The sequence below is a fragment of the Tolypothrix sp. FACHB-123 genome, assembly GCF_014697075.1.
Lineage (GTDB): Bacteria > Cyanobacteriota > Cyanobacteriia > Cyanobacteriales > Nostocaceae > Aulosira.
The window spans coordinates 40331-57815 of record NZ_JACJRE010000027.1 but is presented as its reverse complement, the minus strand read 5'-3'; the positions used below and the strand labels follow the sequence as shown (position 1 = coordinate 57815).

Genomic DNA, 17485 nt, shown 5'->3' with positions numbered 1-17485 from the left:
TAGTACATTGAAAAATGCATCTAAATAGCGTTAGGAACTTGACTAAATCACCTGTGCGGAAAATAGTTATTGCCGGTAACTGGAAAATGTTCAAAACCCAGGCAGAATCCGAAGAGTTTTTACGCGGATTTTTGCCTCACTTAGAGGAGACACCAGACAATCGCGAAGTATTACTGTGTCCTCCTTTCACAGACTTAAGCGTATTGTCCAAATATTTGCATGGTAGCCGCATTCAACTGGGCGCACAAAACGTCCACTGGGAAGAAAATGGAGCCTACACAGGTGAAATTTCTGGCCCCATGCTCGCAGAAATCGGGGTGCGCTTTGTCATTGTTGGTCACAGCGAACGCAGACAATATTTTGGCGAAACAGACGCAACCGTTAACCTCCGGTTAAAAGCTGCACAGAAATATGGTCTTACCCCCATTCTCTGTGTAGGCGAAACCAAAGAACAACGAGATGGTGGTAAAACCGAATCCTTGATTATCAGTCAGCTAGAGAAAGGTCTAGTAGATGTCAATCAAGATAACTTAGTAATTGCTTATGAACCCATTTGGGCAATTGGCACCGGTGACACTTGTGAAGCCACAGAAGCAAATCGGGTAATTGGCATAATTCGCAACCAGTTGACTAATGCCAACGTTTCCATTCAATATGGTGGCTCAGTTAAGCCCAATAATATTGATGAAATTATGGCTCAACCAGAAATCGATGGCGTCCTCGTCGGCGGCGCTAGCCTCGAACCTGACAGTTTCGCCAGAATTGTCAATTATAAGTAATGGGCATAGGGCATGGGGCATGGGGCATTGAAACAATTTTGGATTTTGGATTTTAAATTTTAGATTGGAATCCACGCATCGCAAATCTAGCTTGAAAAGTTCAGAGCTAAGGAAGCCTTATCTGGTGACGCCAGATGCTTTCCGACGCAAGGTGACAGGAACGCACTGGCTCGACTTTTCGCAAAATCTCAAATTCCTTGTCCCCCCTAGTCCTTTGTCCAATGCCCAATGCCCAATGCCCAATGCCCAATATGCCAAACAACCTCATACTCCGGGGACGCTGTTTCCAATGGGGACAGCAAACCTATCTCATGGGCGTGTTAAATGTCACACCAGATAGCTTTAGCGATGGCGGGGAATTTAATAATATTCATGCAGCTGTAGCCCAAGCCAAAGCACTAGTAGCCGCAGGTGCAGATATTATTGATATCGGTGGACAATCCACTCGCCCAGGCGCAGAACAAATCACTCTGGAAGAAGAATTGCAGCGCGTTCTTCCAGTTGTGCAAGCGCTACGCGCAGAAATTAATCTGCCAATTTCTGTAGATACAACTAGAGCAGAAGTAGCAAAGGCATCTGTAGTGGCTGGTGCTGATTTAATTAATGATATTTCTGGCGGCACATTTGACCCGCAAATGTTACCCACAGTAGCCAGCTTGGGAGTGCCGATAGTGTTGATGCACATCCGGGGAAATCCGCAGAATATGCAACAACAAACTGATTATCAAGACTTAATCACAGAAATTTATAACTTTCTCGCACAGCAAATTACTGCTGCAACGGCTGTAGGCATTGACCAGCAGAAAATTATTATCGATCCTGGTATTGGTTTTGCCAAGAACTATGAACAAAATTTAGAAATTTTTCGCCGCTTGCAGTCATTAAAAACATTAAATTGCCCTATTTTAGTAGGGCCATCCCGTAAAAGTTTTATTGGTCGAATTTTAAATCAACCGGATGCCAAAGCACGGGTTTGGGGCACAGCTGCGGCTTGTTGTGCTGCAATTTTTAATGGCGCTGACATCCTCCGCGTTCATGATGTCAAAGAAATGCGCGATGTCTTGCTGGTAACTGATGCCATATATCGGCATTCAGCACCAGACTAACCGCCATTACCATTGCCTTCATGAGTGGCTGACTCAGCAATTACCTCTTTCATCAAGTCTCCGCTTTTACCGGGATCGACAAACACAACTTTAGCATTGGGGCTTTCGCCTAATCTGTAGCTAGCGTTGATATAGTCTTGAGCTACTAAATAACGCAGAATTTCCTTACTTTCAGGATTAGTCCGCAACGCCTCAGCAATTATCTGCATAGAAGTCATAGTTCCTTCAGCTTTCTTAATTGCAGCTTGCCGTTCTCCTTCAGCTTCCGAAATTAGCGCCCGTTTTTTAATTTCCGCAGCCCGTTCTTCTTCCATTGACTTGCGTACACTCTCAGGCGGGGTAATGCGTTGAATATCCAAGCGAATAATTTCCACACCCCAGCCAGCAGTTGTCTCATTTAACTGATCTAAAATGGCTCTATCCATTTCCGATCGCGAAATATTGGTTTCTTCGACACTATTCTGAGCGATAATTTCCCGTAGCGTGGTGTGCGCTAACTGTACCAGTGCGCCTTGCAAATCATCAATGGCGTAAAAGCTCTTTTCTATATCTTTAATCCGCCAATAGAGAATAGCATCAACTTCCAGGTAAATATTATCTCTGGTGATCACATTCTGGGGCTTAATGTCTATATATTGCTCCCTGGTAGTATCTTCCATGACAATCTGATCGATCAACGGAACAATAAAGTTCAGCCCAGGATTAAGTTTTCGATGGTATCGCCCTAATCTTTCCACCAAAGCTACATTACCTTGGTTAATTAATTTTGCAGATCCTAAGGCGTAACCTATAAGTGCTAACACTATAGCAATGATTGGCTCCATAGATGCTCCTATGCTCGCTTTTGGAGAAATTTTAGTTTAAAGGACATGGTACTATCTTGTCCTATCTCTAAGTCTAATGTTTTGAGTTTGTAATTTTTTAAACATCAACTTAAACATCGGTTCGTCGGTTGCAGCTGGTTTGCTACAATCAGAGCAATGTGGCTGAATGCACCCGCTATTAAAGCATCTTGCTCACATCCTGGCAAGGTATCTATCACGCAGTCAGGTTCACCCCTATCCTATGTCAAACCAATGTCAAACTAAAATTTTCTTGGCAGAATGCGCGAAGGGGTAGGTGTAAAAAAAGAAGTTTGCAGAAAAATTGCTGAAACTCTTTATCTGTCAGGTTTTTCAGGTCTATTTAATATCGAAGCACCCGCGCGCTTTACACAGAAAGACTTTCAGGGATTTTGGGTTTGCTTGTTCTCTATTGTGCATGTTATGATTACTTCATTCGCGCTACCGAACCTTGAAAACTCCATATCACTTGACTTTGCAGCTTCCGCAGTTGAAATTTCAAATAATCCCTATTAGGGATTGAAACACGCGCCCAAATTGCAACACTAAGAAGCAATAACGTTGAAATTTCAAATAATCCCTATTAGGGATTGAAACAAACATTTTTTTAAGTTTTATTTGACGTTCGCGTTGAAATTTCAAATAATCCCTATTAGGGATTGAAACATCAATTTAGAGCTAATCCCTAAAGACAGAAAACGTTGAAATTTCAAATAATCCCTATTAGGGATTGAAACAATAAGTTGTACTTCTAACTTATCTGCTAATTCACGGTTGAAATTTCAAATAATCCCTATTAGGGATTGAAACATTAAATCGGCGCACTTTTCACCTTCAGCTATGAGTTGAAATTTCAAATAATCCCTATTAGGGATTGAAACTTCGGGGATGTATTGCCACAAGGCAAAAGACAAAATGTTGAAATTTCAAATAATCCCTATTAGGGATTGAAACAAGCGTACCGGAGTAAGTTGTTCCGTCTGGAGCTTGTTGAAATTTCAAATAATCCCTATTAGGGATTGAAACGTTAGCAAGAATCGCACCCTTGCGACCACGACCAGTTGAAATTTCAAATAATCCCTATTAGGGATTGAAACACTGCCAGGGATAGGACGGACTAAAAGTGGCTCTAGGTTGAAATTTCAAATAATCCCTATTAGGGATTGAAACTACTGTGGTATTTTGTGTTTTGCTTGCTTCTACTGTTGAAATTTCAAATAATCCCTATTAGGGATTGAAACTACAATTCGATAAACCAGTAGACAATAAAGGCAAGTTGAAATTTCAAATAATCCTTATTAGGGATTGAAACACCTTTTATCTAATTCCTGAGACACTTCATCAATTGTTAAAATTTCAAATAATATTTGTGACACATCAATATATTCTAGAGGTCACGGCAGTGCCGTGACCCTACAATCTGTCGCATTTTTTTTTCAAATTGTATTGCTAAGTTGCAGCACGAGCGATCGCTTCAGCTAAAGAGGTAGGTTTTAAGATCAATTCTGCAAAAGCCGAATGAAAATGTCCCAAATTGGGATTTGCTGTCAAACTCAGCCAAGTTTTGATACTTCCCGGTAAATCAGAATTCAGCCGTAAAGGTATTTCCGGTGTAGACAGGGATTGAGCGTAAGCTGGGGTGAGAAATGATTGGTAAATATTCGCTTCTGGCGTTGATTGTTTGACAAACGCCAAGGTAACACCACGAGTTAACTGACGCAGAGAATTAGTTTCTGCACCGCGCTTTTCTTTCACAATGGTAGTCACTTGATTCATGCTATAGGTAGGATCGCTAATACTTAAGTGAGTACCACCTATCGCTGTCACCAAATATTTGTTACCTCGGAGTTGAGAAAAAGGCTGTATTTGATGCTTAAGTGCTGGGGTGAGAGAATCTTCTGTACTAGTTAAAAATAATACTGGGTTAGTAACTTGATTAAGACCTTTATCGCCAAAGAGGTTACCAATTAAAGGATTAAATGCGATCGCACTTTTGACTCGTGCATCTTTTAACTGGAGTTTTTTCTCAGTTAACGGAGCCGCTGCACATTGTAACCAATCTCCAGGAGCTTCGTTAAACGAGAGAGAATTTTGACAGAATTCGCGTACAGCGTCTAAATTTACTTCTCCCCCTAACAATGCTAAAGCCGTGTAACCGCCCAAAGAATGACCAATGACAGTAACATTATCAGTCAAAAATTTTCCTTGCAGTTCTCCTGATTGATAATTGCGCTTGGCTAATTCGTTGAGTAAAAAACTAATATCTTTTGGTCTTTCAATAAATTCTCTAGGCGCTAGCAGTTGGGCTAAATTTTCTGGTGGGGAGTTGCGATTAATCGAGGTAACCTGACTATCAGGATGTTCAATCGCCGCCACAGTCACCCCGTGGGAAGCGAGATGACGCGCCAAATAGCCAAAAAATCGCCGGTTAGCACCAAAACCGTGAGAAAGGACAACCAAGGGCGAGCGCGCATTACCTTGACTCCAATAAATATCGACAGGAATGGTTCTTTGGCGTTGTTGGTCTTGTAAAGTTACAGTTTGCTGCTGTATTACTTGTTTGCCAATAACTGCCGGATCGAATTCTGGTTTAAATGTAGTATTTTTAACAAATAAATCTCGTTCTAATAAAGTGCTTAATGCTTGATTTTGTAAGGAATTAGCATTAAAGGCTATAGCAATTTCTACGGCTTTAGTTGCATCTACAGTTACAGTTTCCCCAGGGTAAGCCCGTAAAAAGCCCACAAAACTCAAACCATTAACTTGACGCAGAGACAGGTTGAGTGCAGCTTGCAAGCCTTCTACCGTACTCCCAGGGATAGCTACACCTAAGGAAGCAATTAATTTTTGACCTTGAGGCGATCGCACCAAATCATCGAAGAATTTATCTGCAACCTCTGGATCTACCTCCAGACGACGATTCAGCAATTCTCGGACTTGTGGGGTTAATAAAGCACCATAGATTTTCAGGTTTTCTGGGAGTTTACCTGTTTTCGCAAATGTTTCTAAATCAGCGATCGCTATTGATTGCTGAAAAGGCCCTAACTTAATATTCACCTTTTGAGCAGCTAAGGTAGCAGGCACTGCCATACCCCAACTCAGAGCAATGGTCATGCTACACAGTAAACCTTGTAACCAAGAGATTTTACGCTGCTGTCTGCCCATTTGAAAAAGCATATTAGCCATTAGCTATGAGTTACCAATCATAACGCATAACCTTGACTAGTAAAGTGTTGGTTTTGTTGCCTTCTGGGGGTAGAAATATCAACCAATACCCCCAGTTAAGCACCAGATCTAAAATCCGCTGAATATAGTTCGCAGAATACCAAAAACAGCTCCTATAGGATTGAACAATACACCCAAGGTATCGCCTGTCCTAGCTGTACCATTACGGCTAACTACCACCACATCATTATTGCGGAGGATAGGATTAGTTTTTTCGTTAATTCCTTGAGAGAAATCTACCTGTACCACACGCTTAGTTACAGAACCATTGGGGTTAAGGCGAATCAAGTCTACAGCACCGCTTTTCGCTCTTGCATCGTTAAATCCACCCGCAGCTAGCAAGGCCTGATTTAAAGAACTATTAGGTTTGAGTTCTACAGAGCCAGGTCTTTTAACTTCGCCCACCACACCAACTTGAATGCTGGTAGGAGATAAGGTGGTAGTAGCTAATTGAGTAGCTTCTGCGGGGTTAATCTCAGTAGCAGTGGGTACAACAATTGTGTCGCCATCTTGGACAATCACATCTTGATTCACATCCCCACTCTGTAATAGTTGCCAGAGATTGACATCTATTGTTTGTTCTGTACCAGTTCTGGTGGGACGGCGTAACTTCAGACCACGAATATCAGCTTGTGCTGTAATCCCCCCAGCCAGTTGAATTGCTCTGGTTAAAGTTGGTAAACCTGTACCAGCTGCTCCTCCTTCTCCCCCTTGGGTGGAACCTGCGGTTACCAGATACGATCCAGGACGGTTAACTTCACCAATAATAGCGACGGTGCGCGGCCTGGTGGGGTCAGCCGCAAAGTTAGCAGCAAACAAATTGCGTGCTTCTGCTACGTTGAAGGTAGCAGCAGTGGGCACAACAATTGTGTCTCCATCCCGCAGGGTAATATCTTGGCCGATTCTACCTGTTTGGATCAGGTCTTTCAAATTGAGGGTAACTGTTTGCTCACCAGAACGTCCTAGCTTGCGGCGCAATTGCACTTGCGTGACATCTGCTGCTAATGTCACACCTTGAGCTGTGGTCAGGGCTGCTAATACAGTTGGGTATTGGACACCAGGATTATTTCCTGCTCCTCCCTGTAAATTGAGAGTATAAGCTCCTGGGCGTGTCACTTCTCCCGCAACAAAAATATTGATCGGCCGAGGTGACAATAAGTTAACAGAAATCAGAGGACGTTTCAAAAAGCGGGCGTATCTTTGAGCAATTTCGTCAGCAGCCTGTTCGGTAGTTAGCCCTAGAACAGAAACACTGCCAATTAAAGGTAAATTAATCGAGCCACCAGGAGGAACTTGGTATTCTCCAGTATATTCTGGTACCTCAAATACGTTTACACGAATGAGGTCACCACCGCCTAATGTATAATTTGTATCTATAGGTGTTGATACTGCTGGTGTTGTTGTAGTAGGTGTATTTTGTGATACTGGTTGTCGCTGAGCTAGGCTGGCAGATGGCGCAGCAACATTGACAGCCGTTAAAAAGACCACACCCAGACTTGATTGGATGAGGATTTTCAGCAAACCTGTATTAAGCATATTTACCCGATACTCTGAAACTACAATTGCTAAAGTACTGTCTAAACATTTTAATCGTGACTATACTGAATTATTCAAGCTCGCCAACATTCTTATTTTCTTAGAAAAACTTGACCTTCCGGAGGAGTATTTATTGAGCAGGTTTAAAATTTATATAAAGTTCATTTAAAGCTGAAGTCACTTAAATCGAGGAATATTGTAAATATCCTCATGGTTTAAGTGACTTCTTTGGTTAGGATACAAATTAATGTTGTTTACTGGCTAGAGTCAGGTGATATTTATTATCCAGTATTAGCTAAGTAAAATTATTTAACAGAATTAGGTTTTTGTTGGATTTGTTGGATAAAAAATTCTTCTAAAGAAGGACGAGACAAGTTCATCGCTATGACTTGACCCCCAGTCAGACGGAGATTAGCCAGAAAATCATAGTAATTATCTTGTTGTAATGTACCTTGCCAAGAACCATCAGCCTTAAATACTATACTGGGTATCGATTGTTGGAGAAATTCGCTATCACCGCCTAGACCTTTAATTTGATAGAGGCTGGAATTACCTAAAAGTTCTGAGAAAGATCCAGTGCAAATTAACTCACCTTGGGAAAGAATCGCAACGCGATCGCAAATTTGTTCTACTTCACTCAGGATATGACTATTGAAAAAAATCGTCTTACCTGCGGCTTTAAGTTTTAAGATAATTTCCCGCATTTGGTAGCGTCCCATCGGATCGAGACCAGACATAGGTTCATCTAAAAAGATTAACTGGGGATCGTTAATTAATGCCTGTGCCATCCCCACACGCTGTAACATTCCCTTAGAATAGCGACGCATTTGTTTTTTGCGTGCATCCGCTAAAGATAAACCGACTAATTCTAATAGTTCGGGAATGCGTTGGCGTTGAACATTTTGGGGAATTTGAAATAGTCCAGCTGCTAATTGCAAAAACTCCCAACCAGTGAGATAGTCATATAAATAAGGATTTTCCGGCAGGTAACCAATATATTGCTTCACGCTGCGATCGCCTAATGGTTTACCCAGCAATAGCCCCCGCCCAGAAGTGGGACGGATAATTCCCAGTAATAGTTTTAACAGAGTAGTTTTCCCAGCACCATTAGGCCCCAATAATCCAAAAGTTTCTCCTGGGTAAACAATCAAGGAGCAACTTTTGAGTGATAGAACTTTTTGCTGCATCCAAAAACCAGTACGATAGACCTTGCGCAAGTCAGAAGTTAATACTACTGGTGGAGTATCGGGAGTATTCAGTCGAGAATCAGAAACATCTACAACAGACTTCATCAGAAAAATGGGTAGAAACCCCGTCCTTCAAGGACGGCTTTACATAGAGCATGGTAAAATAGAGATGGTCAATGACCCACCCGCGACGATGGAGACATAAACCCTAACACCAAAGTTGGCGATACTTCGCAATGGGGAAGAAAAATCGGTAGACCGGGAAAAGAGGATGGGGTAATGGACAGTCCAACCCTGGAATCAAAAATATATCAGAAATTTCTGTTTGAGATTTCGATACATGAGAACCGCAGGGCTTGCGGGGATAGTCTGTGGAGCGAACATAAGACCAAAACTCCTTGTGGGTGGAGGCAGTTGCTATGAAACAGAAACCTAAATCGTGAGATTTAGGAATCACCGCGCCTTTAGGTCGGTGAGGATGTCAACTCGGTTCTATGCACCTTATGGCTGTAACTTTTTATCCAATTACAGGTTACCCATTGGGGAGCAAGAAATAACATGGGGCATGGGGCATTGGGCATGGGGCATCGGTCAACAGTCAACAGTCAACAGTCAACAGTCAAAAGCAATTCATGCCTCCCCCATCCCCTAATTCACAACACACCCTTAGAACTGGGAATCATCCCCCCACGTCGGGGATCGATTTCCACGGCGATACGCATTGCCCTTGCAAAAGCCTTAAATGTGGCTTCAATAATGTGATGGGAATTAATCCCATCTAGCTGACGAATGTGCAGTGTCAATTGGCTGTGGTTGACTAGCGCCACAAAAAATTCCCGTACTAGTTGGGTATCATAGGTACCCACTCGCTGGGTAGGAATCTGTAAACCATAGCTGAGATGAGGTCTACCAGAAAAATCCAGTGCTACTTGAACTAATGCTTCATCAAGTGGTGCGAGGAAATTGCCAAAGCGGATAATGCCCTTGCGATCGCCTAGGGCTTTACTCAAGGCTTGCCCTAAGGTAATACCCACATCTTCGTTGGTGTGGTGGTCGTCAATTTCCCAGTCTCCCTTGGCTTGGACATCCAAGTCAATCAAGCCGTGGGAGGCAATTTGATGCAGCATGTGATCCAAAAAGGGAATGCCCGTTGCTGCTTTACAGATTCCTGTACCATCGAGGTTAACCGTAACTTGCACATCAGTTTCACCTGTAGTGCGATGAACAGACGCAATCCTGGCGCTGGTAATAGATTGGTCGTATTGGGATATATTAACTTGGCGTTGGACAAAGTCCTTACCGGAAGTATCGCTGATTTGCATAATTAATGGCGAGATATGGGGGAGATGGAGGACAAGGAGGATAAGGGAGACGAGGAGGACAAATGCCCAATGCCCCATGCCCCTAACTAACTACATTCCCATAATTTCATATCCTGCATCCACATATATGACTTGTCCAGTAATACCGCTGGACAAATCGCTGCATAGAAAAGCGGCAGTATTCCCAACTTCTAGCTGGGTGACTGTACGTCGCAGGGGTGCAACTTGTTCTACATGATGAATCATATCCAAAATCCCGCCCACTGCACTAGAAGCTAAGGTGCGGATGGGGCCAGCAGAGATAGCGTTGACCCGAATATTTTGCGGGCCGAGTTCCGTTGCTAGGTAACGGACACTGGCTTCTAGACCTGCCTTGGCAACTCCCATAATGTTATAGTTAGGGATTGCTCTAATACTACCTAAATATGAGAGGGTGAGGATACTGCCGCCTTCAGTCATTAACGGTTTGGCTGCACCACTTAACTGTACAAGTGAGTAAGTACTAATTTGTAGTGCTGTGTTAAAGCCAGCGCGTGATGTTTGGCTAAAATCCCCGCTCAAATCGTCTTTATTGGCAAAAGCCAAACAATGAATCAGAATATCTAGTTTTCCCCACTGACTGCGGATAGTTTCAAAGGTAGACTGAATTTGTTCATCGTTTTGGACATCACATGGCAGAAATAAGCTGGGGTTAAGAGGTTCTACTAATTCAGCAACTTTTTTCTCCATCTTGCCGCGCTCATCTGGTAAATAGGTAATACCTAAGTTTGCACCTGCTTTATGCAGTTGTTGAGCAATTCCCCAGGCAATTGAGCGGTTATTGGCAATACCTGTAACTAGGGCATTTTTTCCAGTCAGATCCAGCATATAAATTTTTAATGTGAACAATCATGCTAGAGCATACTAGAATCTGAGGCTACTTTGACTTTGTTTGACACAGGTTTTTTCAAAATGATTACTGGTAGGAGTATTGACATCAATCCAAAAATCCCAGCACAGATCGCAATTTTTGTCAGCGCTTAGCGGTCAATGGCAAAGATAGATAAAAACCGCACACAAGGAAACGTAGTATTAAATCATATCCAAAAAAACAATTGACAACTGACAACTGACGAATGACAAGCAAAGCGTAATAAAATGATTGTTTATTTCTTAATAAATTCTCAAGATATCTTGATTTGTCCTTTAAAAAACCTATTGAATAGAGCCATTACAAGTGCGTTTTATCAAAGTTCTAGCTAAAAATATCAATAATTATGTATCATTATAAACAAATAACTATGAAGCAGGGATTTTGAGTATAGGAAAGTACAAAAAGGTTGACGGTGCTTTATTGATTTTTCAGGTGTATTCTTAGGTAATCAGTTTTTGTTTTTCCGGCATTGGGTAGGGGAAGGGAGATGATCGTGACACAAGATAAAGCCCTAGCAAATGTTTTTCGTCAGATGGCAACTGGAGCGTTTCCGCCGGTTGTAGAAACGTTTGAACGCAATAAAACGATCTTTTTTCCTGGCGATCCTGCTGAACGAGTTTATTTTCTTTTAAAAGGTGCAGTGAAGCTTTCTAGGGTGTATGAAGCAGGAGAAGAAATAACAGTAGCATTGCTGCGGGAAAATAGCGTTTTTGGTGTGTTGTCATTACTGACGGGAAACAAGTCTGATAGATTTTACCATGCCGTTGCATTTACGCCTGTAGAATTACTGTCAGCTCCAATTGAACAAGTAGAGCAAGCACTCAAGGAAAATCCAGAATTATCAATGTTAATGCTGCGAGGTCTGTCTTCGCGAATTTTACAAACAGAGATGATGATTGAAACTCTGGCACACCGAGATATGGGTTCCAGGTTAGTAAGTTTTTTATTAATTCTCTGCCGGGATTTTGGTGTTCCTTGCGCCGATGGGATCACAATCGATCTCAAGCTATCTCATCAGGCGATCGCAGAAGCAATTGGTTCTACTCGTGTTACCGTCACTAGGTTACTGGGAGATTTACGTGAGAAAAAGATGATTTCTATCCACAAGAAAAAGATTACTGTGCATAAACCTGTTACCTTAAGCAGACAATTCACTTAAAAGTAATTGGGGGAAGTAGAGTAGGCAGGTGTTGTGTTTTTAGAGATAACACCGATAATGGAGGTAGATCGCAAAATTGATGAAATACCTCCATTGAAAACGCAACTGTTGATGTTTGTCAGCGGTCAGTTGCTTTAAATCTATGTACCGCCAAGCCAGTTGCTCCAGAGTGGACATCAAAAATACCGCAGGGCGGCGACAAGAGGACGATACATTAAACTTTTATCAAAATGGCAACTGACAAATGACAAGCCAAGCAAGTAAATTCAGCTATTGTCAATCTCTGATTCCCCACAAAAAATGTTTGAAAGTAGTAGGCTGTATCTGGAAGCATTTCGGTAGCTGAAGATGACCACTGGGTACATCCTCATTGCAGCAATTTTATTCTTGGGGGGTATGCTAGCCACTTTGGGCGATCGCATCGGTACCAGAGTTGGCAAAGCACGCCTCTCTCTATTTAAGCTACGTCCGAAAAATACCGCTGTACTAGTGACAATTTTTACTGGTACTTTAATTTCCGCATCAACCTTGGCAATTTTATTTGCTGCGGATGAAGGATTGCGCCAAGGGGTCTTTGAGTTAGAAGATATTCAAAAAGATTTAAGGAATAAACGCGAACAATTAAAAACCGCAGAAACGCAAAAAAGTCAAGTTGAGGGTGAGTTAAACCAAGCAAGAATTGAACAAGCCCAAGCGCAAAAAGACTTGCAAGCAATTAATCAGTCCTTACAGGCGGCGAACGCCAAACAACAGGCCACCCAAGCCCAGCTTAACCGCACATTGACTAGACAAGCTCAAACGCAAAATCAGTTGCAACGGACTCAAAGTCAATTAGGTCAAGTTGTCGCCCAATATCAAAAAGCAATCAGCGAATTGCAAAGCGTTTACGACGAGAAAAAGAGTTTATTAGCAGAAATTGAACAACGCAAGATAGAACGTCAAAGGCTGTACGCCGAAGCCAAAAAAGCCATTGATGAAGCCAAAACTGCGATTGAAAACCGCGATCGCGAATTAGCCAACCGCCAAGCAGCCATTGAACAGCGAGATCAAAAAATTTCCCAATTGGATCAACTGATTCAAAAACGCAATCGCGAAGTAGTAGCGCGGGAACAAGTAATTACCCAGCGGGAATCTCGGCTCAAAGAATTAGAAAAACAACAAAACTATCTAGAGCAAGAAGTCGCCAGACTAGAAAAATATTATCAATCTTACCGCGACCTGCGCCTAGGCAAATTAGCTTTGGTACGGGGTCAAGTTTTGGCGGCGGCGGTAATTCAAATTCAACAACCAGCGGCAGCGCGTCAAGCAGTCACTCAACTGTTAAAAGAAGCCAATCAGAATGCTTTGCTCGAATTAGCCGAACCAGGGACAATAACAGGAGGTAGCGAACAAATACTGCACATTACCCAAGATAGAGTTGAACAATTGGTGAAGCAGATTGAAGATGGTCGTGAATATGTCATGCGGATTTTCTCTGCTGGTAACTACGTTAGAGGCGAAAAGCAGATAGAATTCTTTACCGATACAGCTAAAAACCAAATAGTCTTTTCTCAGGGACAGGTACTAGCGACGACTACCGCCGATCCCAAAACCATGACATCTTATCAGCTAAGACAGCGACTCGATTTACTAATTTCTGCTTCCCAATTTCGCGCTCGGAATGCGGGAATTGTGGAAACTGTGCAAATAGATGGGACTTTTTTACGGTTTGTCGCCCAATTAAGACAATTTGAGCAACCATTAGAGATTAAAGCGATCGCAGCTGAAGAAACTTTTACAGCCGGGCCACTCAGAGTAAAACTGATAGCCATATTCAACGGACAAGTTATTTTTAGTACTTAAAAGAATAGTAAATAATTAAATTGGGAATTAAAAATCATACCAGTTTGAGAAAGGCAGGTGGCAGAATATCTAGCTCTATTCTTCCTGAATATGTCTAAATTTCTTAATTTTGAATTTTGAATTGGAATGACTTATGAATCTCCGTGAATCATCACCGACACAACCAGTAATTTTAGGCTTCGATCCCGGTCGGGATAAATGTGGGTTAGCAGCGATCGGATTAGATCGACAACTATATTATCACCAGGTTGTACGTGCAAATGAAGCGATCGCGACTATTGAAAATCTACGTCAACGGTTTCCTGTATCCTTAATGGTGATGGGCGACCAAACTACAGCCAAGCAATGGAAAAAACGATTGACTCAAGAATTAGCCGAACCGTTAAATATTGCTTTAGTAGATGAACGCTACTCCACTTTAGAAGCACGCGATCGCTATTGGCAAATGTACCCTCCCAAAGGACTAACCAAGCTATTACCGCAGGGTATGCGTCAACCACCGCGACCGATAGATGACATTGTGGCCATTTTGTTAATTGAAAGATACTTAAATCGTCTAGTTGAATCAGTTAATAATTAACCTGACTCAATTTAGGGACTCGCGGCAAAAATACATTAACAATAGTTAGAAATACTTAAAGTTCAGCGCGAATAGTAAAGGCATAGTCTCCTCCGGGTTCTAATTGGTAATCTTGTTTTTCCAAAAAACGACCTAGAGGTTCTTTAATCAAGGCACGACCTTGAGAAGGCTTTACAGACAGTTCTCCCCGGCGAAAATGCCATTGGAACTGCCACTCATACCCACCGGCACTCACTTCACCCTCAAGGAAGCCGTGTTGCCAAGATTGGCGGGTAACTTTGACATAGGCGGTGGTTTCTGGCAGACGTTTAGCACTCACAATGCTGGATGTTTAGTTGGGAATTAAAGTTAACCAAGTAGGTTATTCTTGTAATACCAAAAATAACGTAAATTGAGAAACTAACAAAGTGAGTATTCAAAAAGTTAGGGGATAAGGGATAGGGACTAGGGACTAGGGACTAGGGACTAGGGAAGAGATATTTTTATATTTGGTTGTGTGTTTTTTCATGATTAGCTGACTTAAAAAAGTCATTTGTCCTCCTTCCCTTGTCCTCCTTCCCTTGTCTACTTAGCCGCTACCACCTCAAATGCGATCGCCATTCCGGCTAACTTCTTGGTATCAATTCCCCGCACTCCTGATGGGAGTTGTATCCCTTCCACATTAATCGCGCCACGAGTACCTGCATCCAAGTCATTGAGTAAGCTGCTGGTTACATCTAATAATTCATTAGTCACATCAATGGGAACGCTACGATTTTGAACTCCCCTAACTCTGGCAATTTCTTTTAATGCTTTCAATGCAGTTCTTAAAGGTGTGGTACTGGCAATAATTAATGCTTCAGAAATTCCTAAAGGTTCGCCAATAACTAACTTAAAAGTATCGCTAGATTGGGGAATAATTAATTTTTGCTTACCTTCTACTAAAGCTGCATCTTCTGCTGATGACCAATTATTCGGAAATATAATCGCCATTTCTCCTTGGGAATCAATCACTAAAATACTGATATATAGCGGTTGTGATTCATTATTTTGAATTTGAAAGTTAATTTGCGTCCCGATAGGTAACTTTTGCAGACCAGATTTTGCAAATGGCACAGGATTTGGTGACACTGGTTGATTTGTGCCTGGATCTGCTTTTTGCACTCCGCGAATAGGGAAAGTTTGACCAAGTATTCCTTGACTACCAGCAATACTCATAGAAGCAGTCACATTAATTCGCGATGAATTAATATTGCCTAATAATTGCTTGACAATTCGCGTTGCCAGTAGAGATTTGAGTTTTGGCTGCAAACGTTTAATTGCGTCACTTACTGTTTCATTATTTGCGCCAAAAGAAGTAGGAATTATATAAGTAAGTCCCGGTAAAAATAAACCAAAACTGCCAACTTCCGGCAAATTAGGTAATTTTCGTTTCCGTAATTCCTGGATTCTCGCTTCAGTCATTTTTCCAAAAATATATTGCACCTCTTGTTTTCCTAAAGGTTTAGGTTCAATGCGAGGAATACTTTGTAAAGCTTGTTGCGCTGCTTGCGTGTTATTTCCTAAAGATTCATCCAGCCCAATTTTTAAAGTTAAATCATTAGGAATACTGCGAATTCGTTCTTGTAATAAAGTTCCTGGTTGGACTGGTTGCGGAGTTTTGATCAGTTTACCTTGACCATTTAATCCTTGACGAGACTCTAACTTTACTAGTCCGCGTTCGCCACCTTTACCATCCAAAATTGTAAATACCGCATTTTTGGTAAATGCTTCCAAACTTTCCGAATCAAGTCCACCCAGCCACAATTTAACGTCATCACCTGTAACTTTAGTAACTACGCCTTCAGCAGAAACTGTGGGCGTAGGTGTAAAGTAAATTGGGGCATTAGGTTCTTGCTTGATGTTAGCTTCTAATTCTGGTTCTTGAAAATTACCTGTTTGTCTAGCGAAGATAGTTGTACTGCGACTAACATTAGCGATCGCACTATTAATCGCTTCATCACCTGGTTGTTGCCAAAGATACTGGGTAAATATATAAGTAAATGCCCCTGCATAAAAGTCATCAAAGGAAGTATCCGCAGCATATTGATCGCGTTTAGCGCTAGCAATGACAACGCCTTTAGCAACGTTTTTGCGGCGCAATTCGATAAATTGTTGGGGGGACATGCCCAATTTTTTCAGCCACTGACTTTGATATTCTAATTCCTCAGCGCTGGGAAGGAATTTTTCGCCACCTTCCACCGCCCGCACCCGGAAATTTCCCCGCTTACCGCCACCAGAGTGACAACTATCTAGGACTACGGTGACGTTTTCCGTATTTAATGCAGACATGAGTAAAAATAGTGTGTGCCCCATAATATGCTGCACCGGGCCAGCTTGTTGGGGATATCCCGGAGGTAAAGTAGCATCAATGGGTACCAGAGTGCTATTGAGTCCATCTGGTGCATCGCGATCGCGATCGCGTACCCGCGAACCATGTCCAGAAAAATGAAACACCACCACATCTCCTGGTTTGGCTTGCTTAATTAGGTGTTCTTCAAATGCTGAGAGAATACCCTTACGGGTAGCTTGGCGATCGGTTAAAGTCACAATATCTTGAGGATTAAAGCCAAAGCGGTGAATTAATAATTCCTGTTGCAACTGGACATCATTCACGCAGCCATATAATTTTGGTATATCTTGATACTCATTAATTCCCACTAATAGCGCCAGTTTTCGCTTTGTACCTTGGGCTAAAACTTGGCTGTAGCGTTCCCCTTGTTGAATAATATCTAACTGACTTAAACCCAGTGTAGCCAAAGTAGAGCCGGCAAATTGTAAAAAGTGACGGCGTGTAATCTGTGACATAATTCACTCCCCAAAAAATTGGTTTCCTAACATAAGACTTAGAAAACCACAAAAATTGCTCCCAAGATTACGAAAATAGACAAAAGAATGAGGCAGAGGAAGCAGCGCCTCCGCGACCCTCGACGACCGGAAGTAAAGGAGAGATAAGTAATTACTCTTGCAATGCCC

General features: G+C 42.1%; 13 protein-coding genes and 1 CRISPR repeat array. Of the genes, 5 read left to right on the top strand and 8 right to left on the bottom strand.

Annotated elements, in window-relative coordinates; all coding sequences use genetic code 11:
- Positions 1-53: 53 nt before the first annotated feature.
- Both tpiA and folP read left to right on the top strand, forming a co-directional pair.
- Complete coding sequence (gene tpiA, locus H6G41_RS18400; RefSeq protein WP_190747665.1) at positions 54-779, top strand: triose-phosphate isomerase; 726 nt, start codon at positions 54-56, stop codon at positions 777-779.
- A 251-nt stretch (positions 780-1030) separates the two neighbouring features.
- Positions 1031-1885, top strand: a complete 855-nt coding sequence (gene folP, locus H6G41_RS18395; protein WP_190747664.1) for a dihydropteroate synthase — start codon at positions 1031-1033, stop codon at positions 1883-1885.
- Here the strand turns inward: folP and H6G41_RS18390 are convergent.
- The 6 genes from H6G41_RS18390 to fabI all read right to left on the bottom strand — a co-directional run bounded on the left by H6G41_RS18390 (position 1882) and on the right by fabI (position 10864).
- A complete protein-coding gene (locus H6G41_RS18390) occupies positions 1882-2709 on the bottom strand; it encodes an SPFH domain-containing protein (RefSeq protein WP_190747625.1) in 828 nt (275 codons plus the stop codon). The genes folP and H6G41_RS18390 overlap by 4 nt on opposite strands.
- 507 nt (positions 2710-3216) lie before the next feature.
- A CRISPR array of direct repeats spans positions 3217-4111; the repeat unit is 37 nt; unit sequence GTTGAAATTTCAAATAATCCCTATTAGGGATTGAAAC.
- 65 nt (positions 4112-4176) lie between these two features.
- On the bottom strand, positions 4177-5904 hold the full coding sequence (locus tag H6G41_RS18385; RefSeq protein WP_190747663.1) for an alpha/beta hydrolase: 1728 nt from the start codon (positions 5902-5904) through the stop codon (positions 4177-4179).
- Between the two features lie 117 nt (positions 5905-6021).
- Positions 6022-7488 carry an SLBB domain-containing protein gene (locus H6G41_RS18380; RefSeq protein ID WP_190747624.1) on the bottom strand — a complete coding sequence of 489 codons (1467 nt, stop codon included), beginning with the start codon at positions 7486-7488 and terminating at the stop codon, positions 6022-6024.
- Positions 7489-7793: 305 nt separating this feature from the next.
- Positions 7794-8780: an ABC transporter ATP-binding protein gene (locus tag H6G41_RS18375; protein WP_190747623.1), complete on the bottom strand. Its 987-nt coding sequence runs from the start codon at positions 8778-8780 to the stop codon at positions 7794-7796.
- Between the two features lie 548 nt (positions 8781-9328).
- Positions 9329-9997, bottom strand: a complete 669-nt coding sequence (gene hisB / locus H6G41_RS18365; protein WP_199316214.1) for an imidazoleglycerol-phosphate dehydratase HisB — start codon at positions 9995-9997, stop codon at positions 9329-9331.
- 90 nt (positions 9998-10087) lie between these two features.
- The gene (gene fabI / locus H6G41_RS18360) at positions 10088-10864 is read right to left on the bottom strand and encodes an enoyl-ACP reductase FabI (protein ID WP_190747621.1); all 777 of its coding nucleotides are present in this window, start codon (positions 10862-10864) and stop codon (positions 10088-10090) included.
- 533 nt (positions 10865-11397) lie between these two features.
- On the opposite strand from fabI, the gene ntcA reads away from it, so the two are divergent.
- The 3 genes from ntcA to H6G41_RS18345 all read left to right on the top strand — a co-directional run bounded on the left by ntcA (position 11398) and on the right by H6G41_RS18345 (position 14491).
- Positions 11398-12069: a global nitrogen regulator NtcA gene (gene ntcA / locus H6G41_RS18355; protein WP_010998529.1), complete on the top strand. Its 672-nt coding sequence runs from the start codon at positions 11398-11400 to the stop codon at positions 12067-12069.
- Between the two features lie 348 nt (positions 12070-12417).
- On the top strand, positions 12418-13911 hold the full coding sequence (locus H6G41_RS18350) for a DUF3084 domain-containing protein (protein ID WP_190747620.1): 1494 nt from the start codon (positions 12418-12420) through the stop codon (positions 13909-13911).
- Positions 13912-14044: 133 nt separating this feature from the next.
- Positions 14045-14491, top strand: a complete 447-nt coding sequence (locus tag H6G41_RS18345; RefSeq protein WP_190747619.1) for a pre-16S rRNA-processing nuclease YqgF — start codon at positions 14045-14047, stop codon at positions 14489-14491.
- Positions 14492-14546: 55 nt separating this feature from the next.
- On the opposite strand, the gene H6G41_RS18340 is transcribed toward H6G41_RS18345, so the two are convergent.
- Together H6G41_RS18340 and H6G41_RS18335 are read right to left on the bottom strand one after the other, a co-directional pair.
- Positions 14547-14810, bottom strand: a complete 264-nt coding sequence (locus H6G41_RS18340; RefSeq protein WP_096641881.1) for a DUF3146 family protein — start codon at positions 14808-14810, stop codon at positions 14547-14549.
- Positions 14811-15055: 245 nt separating this feature from the next.
- Complete coding sequence (locus H6G41_RS18335) at positions 15056-17317, bottom strand: caspase family protein (RefSeq protein ID WP_190747618.1); 2262 nt, start codon at positions 17315-17317, stop codon at positions 15056-15058.
- Between the last annotated feature and the right edge of the window lie 168 nt (positions 17318-17485).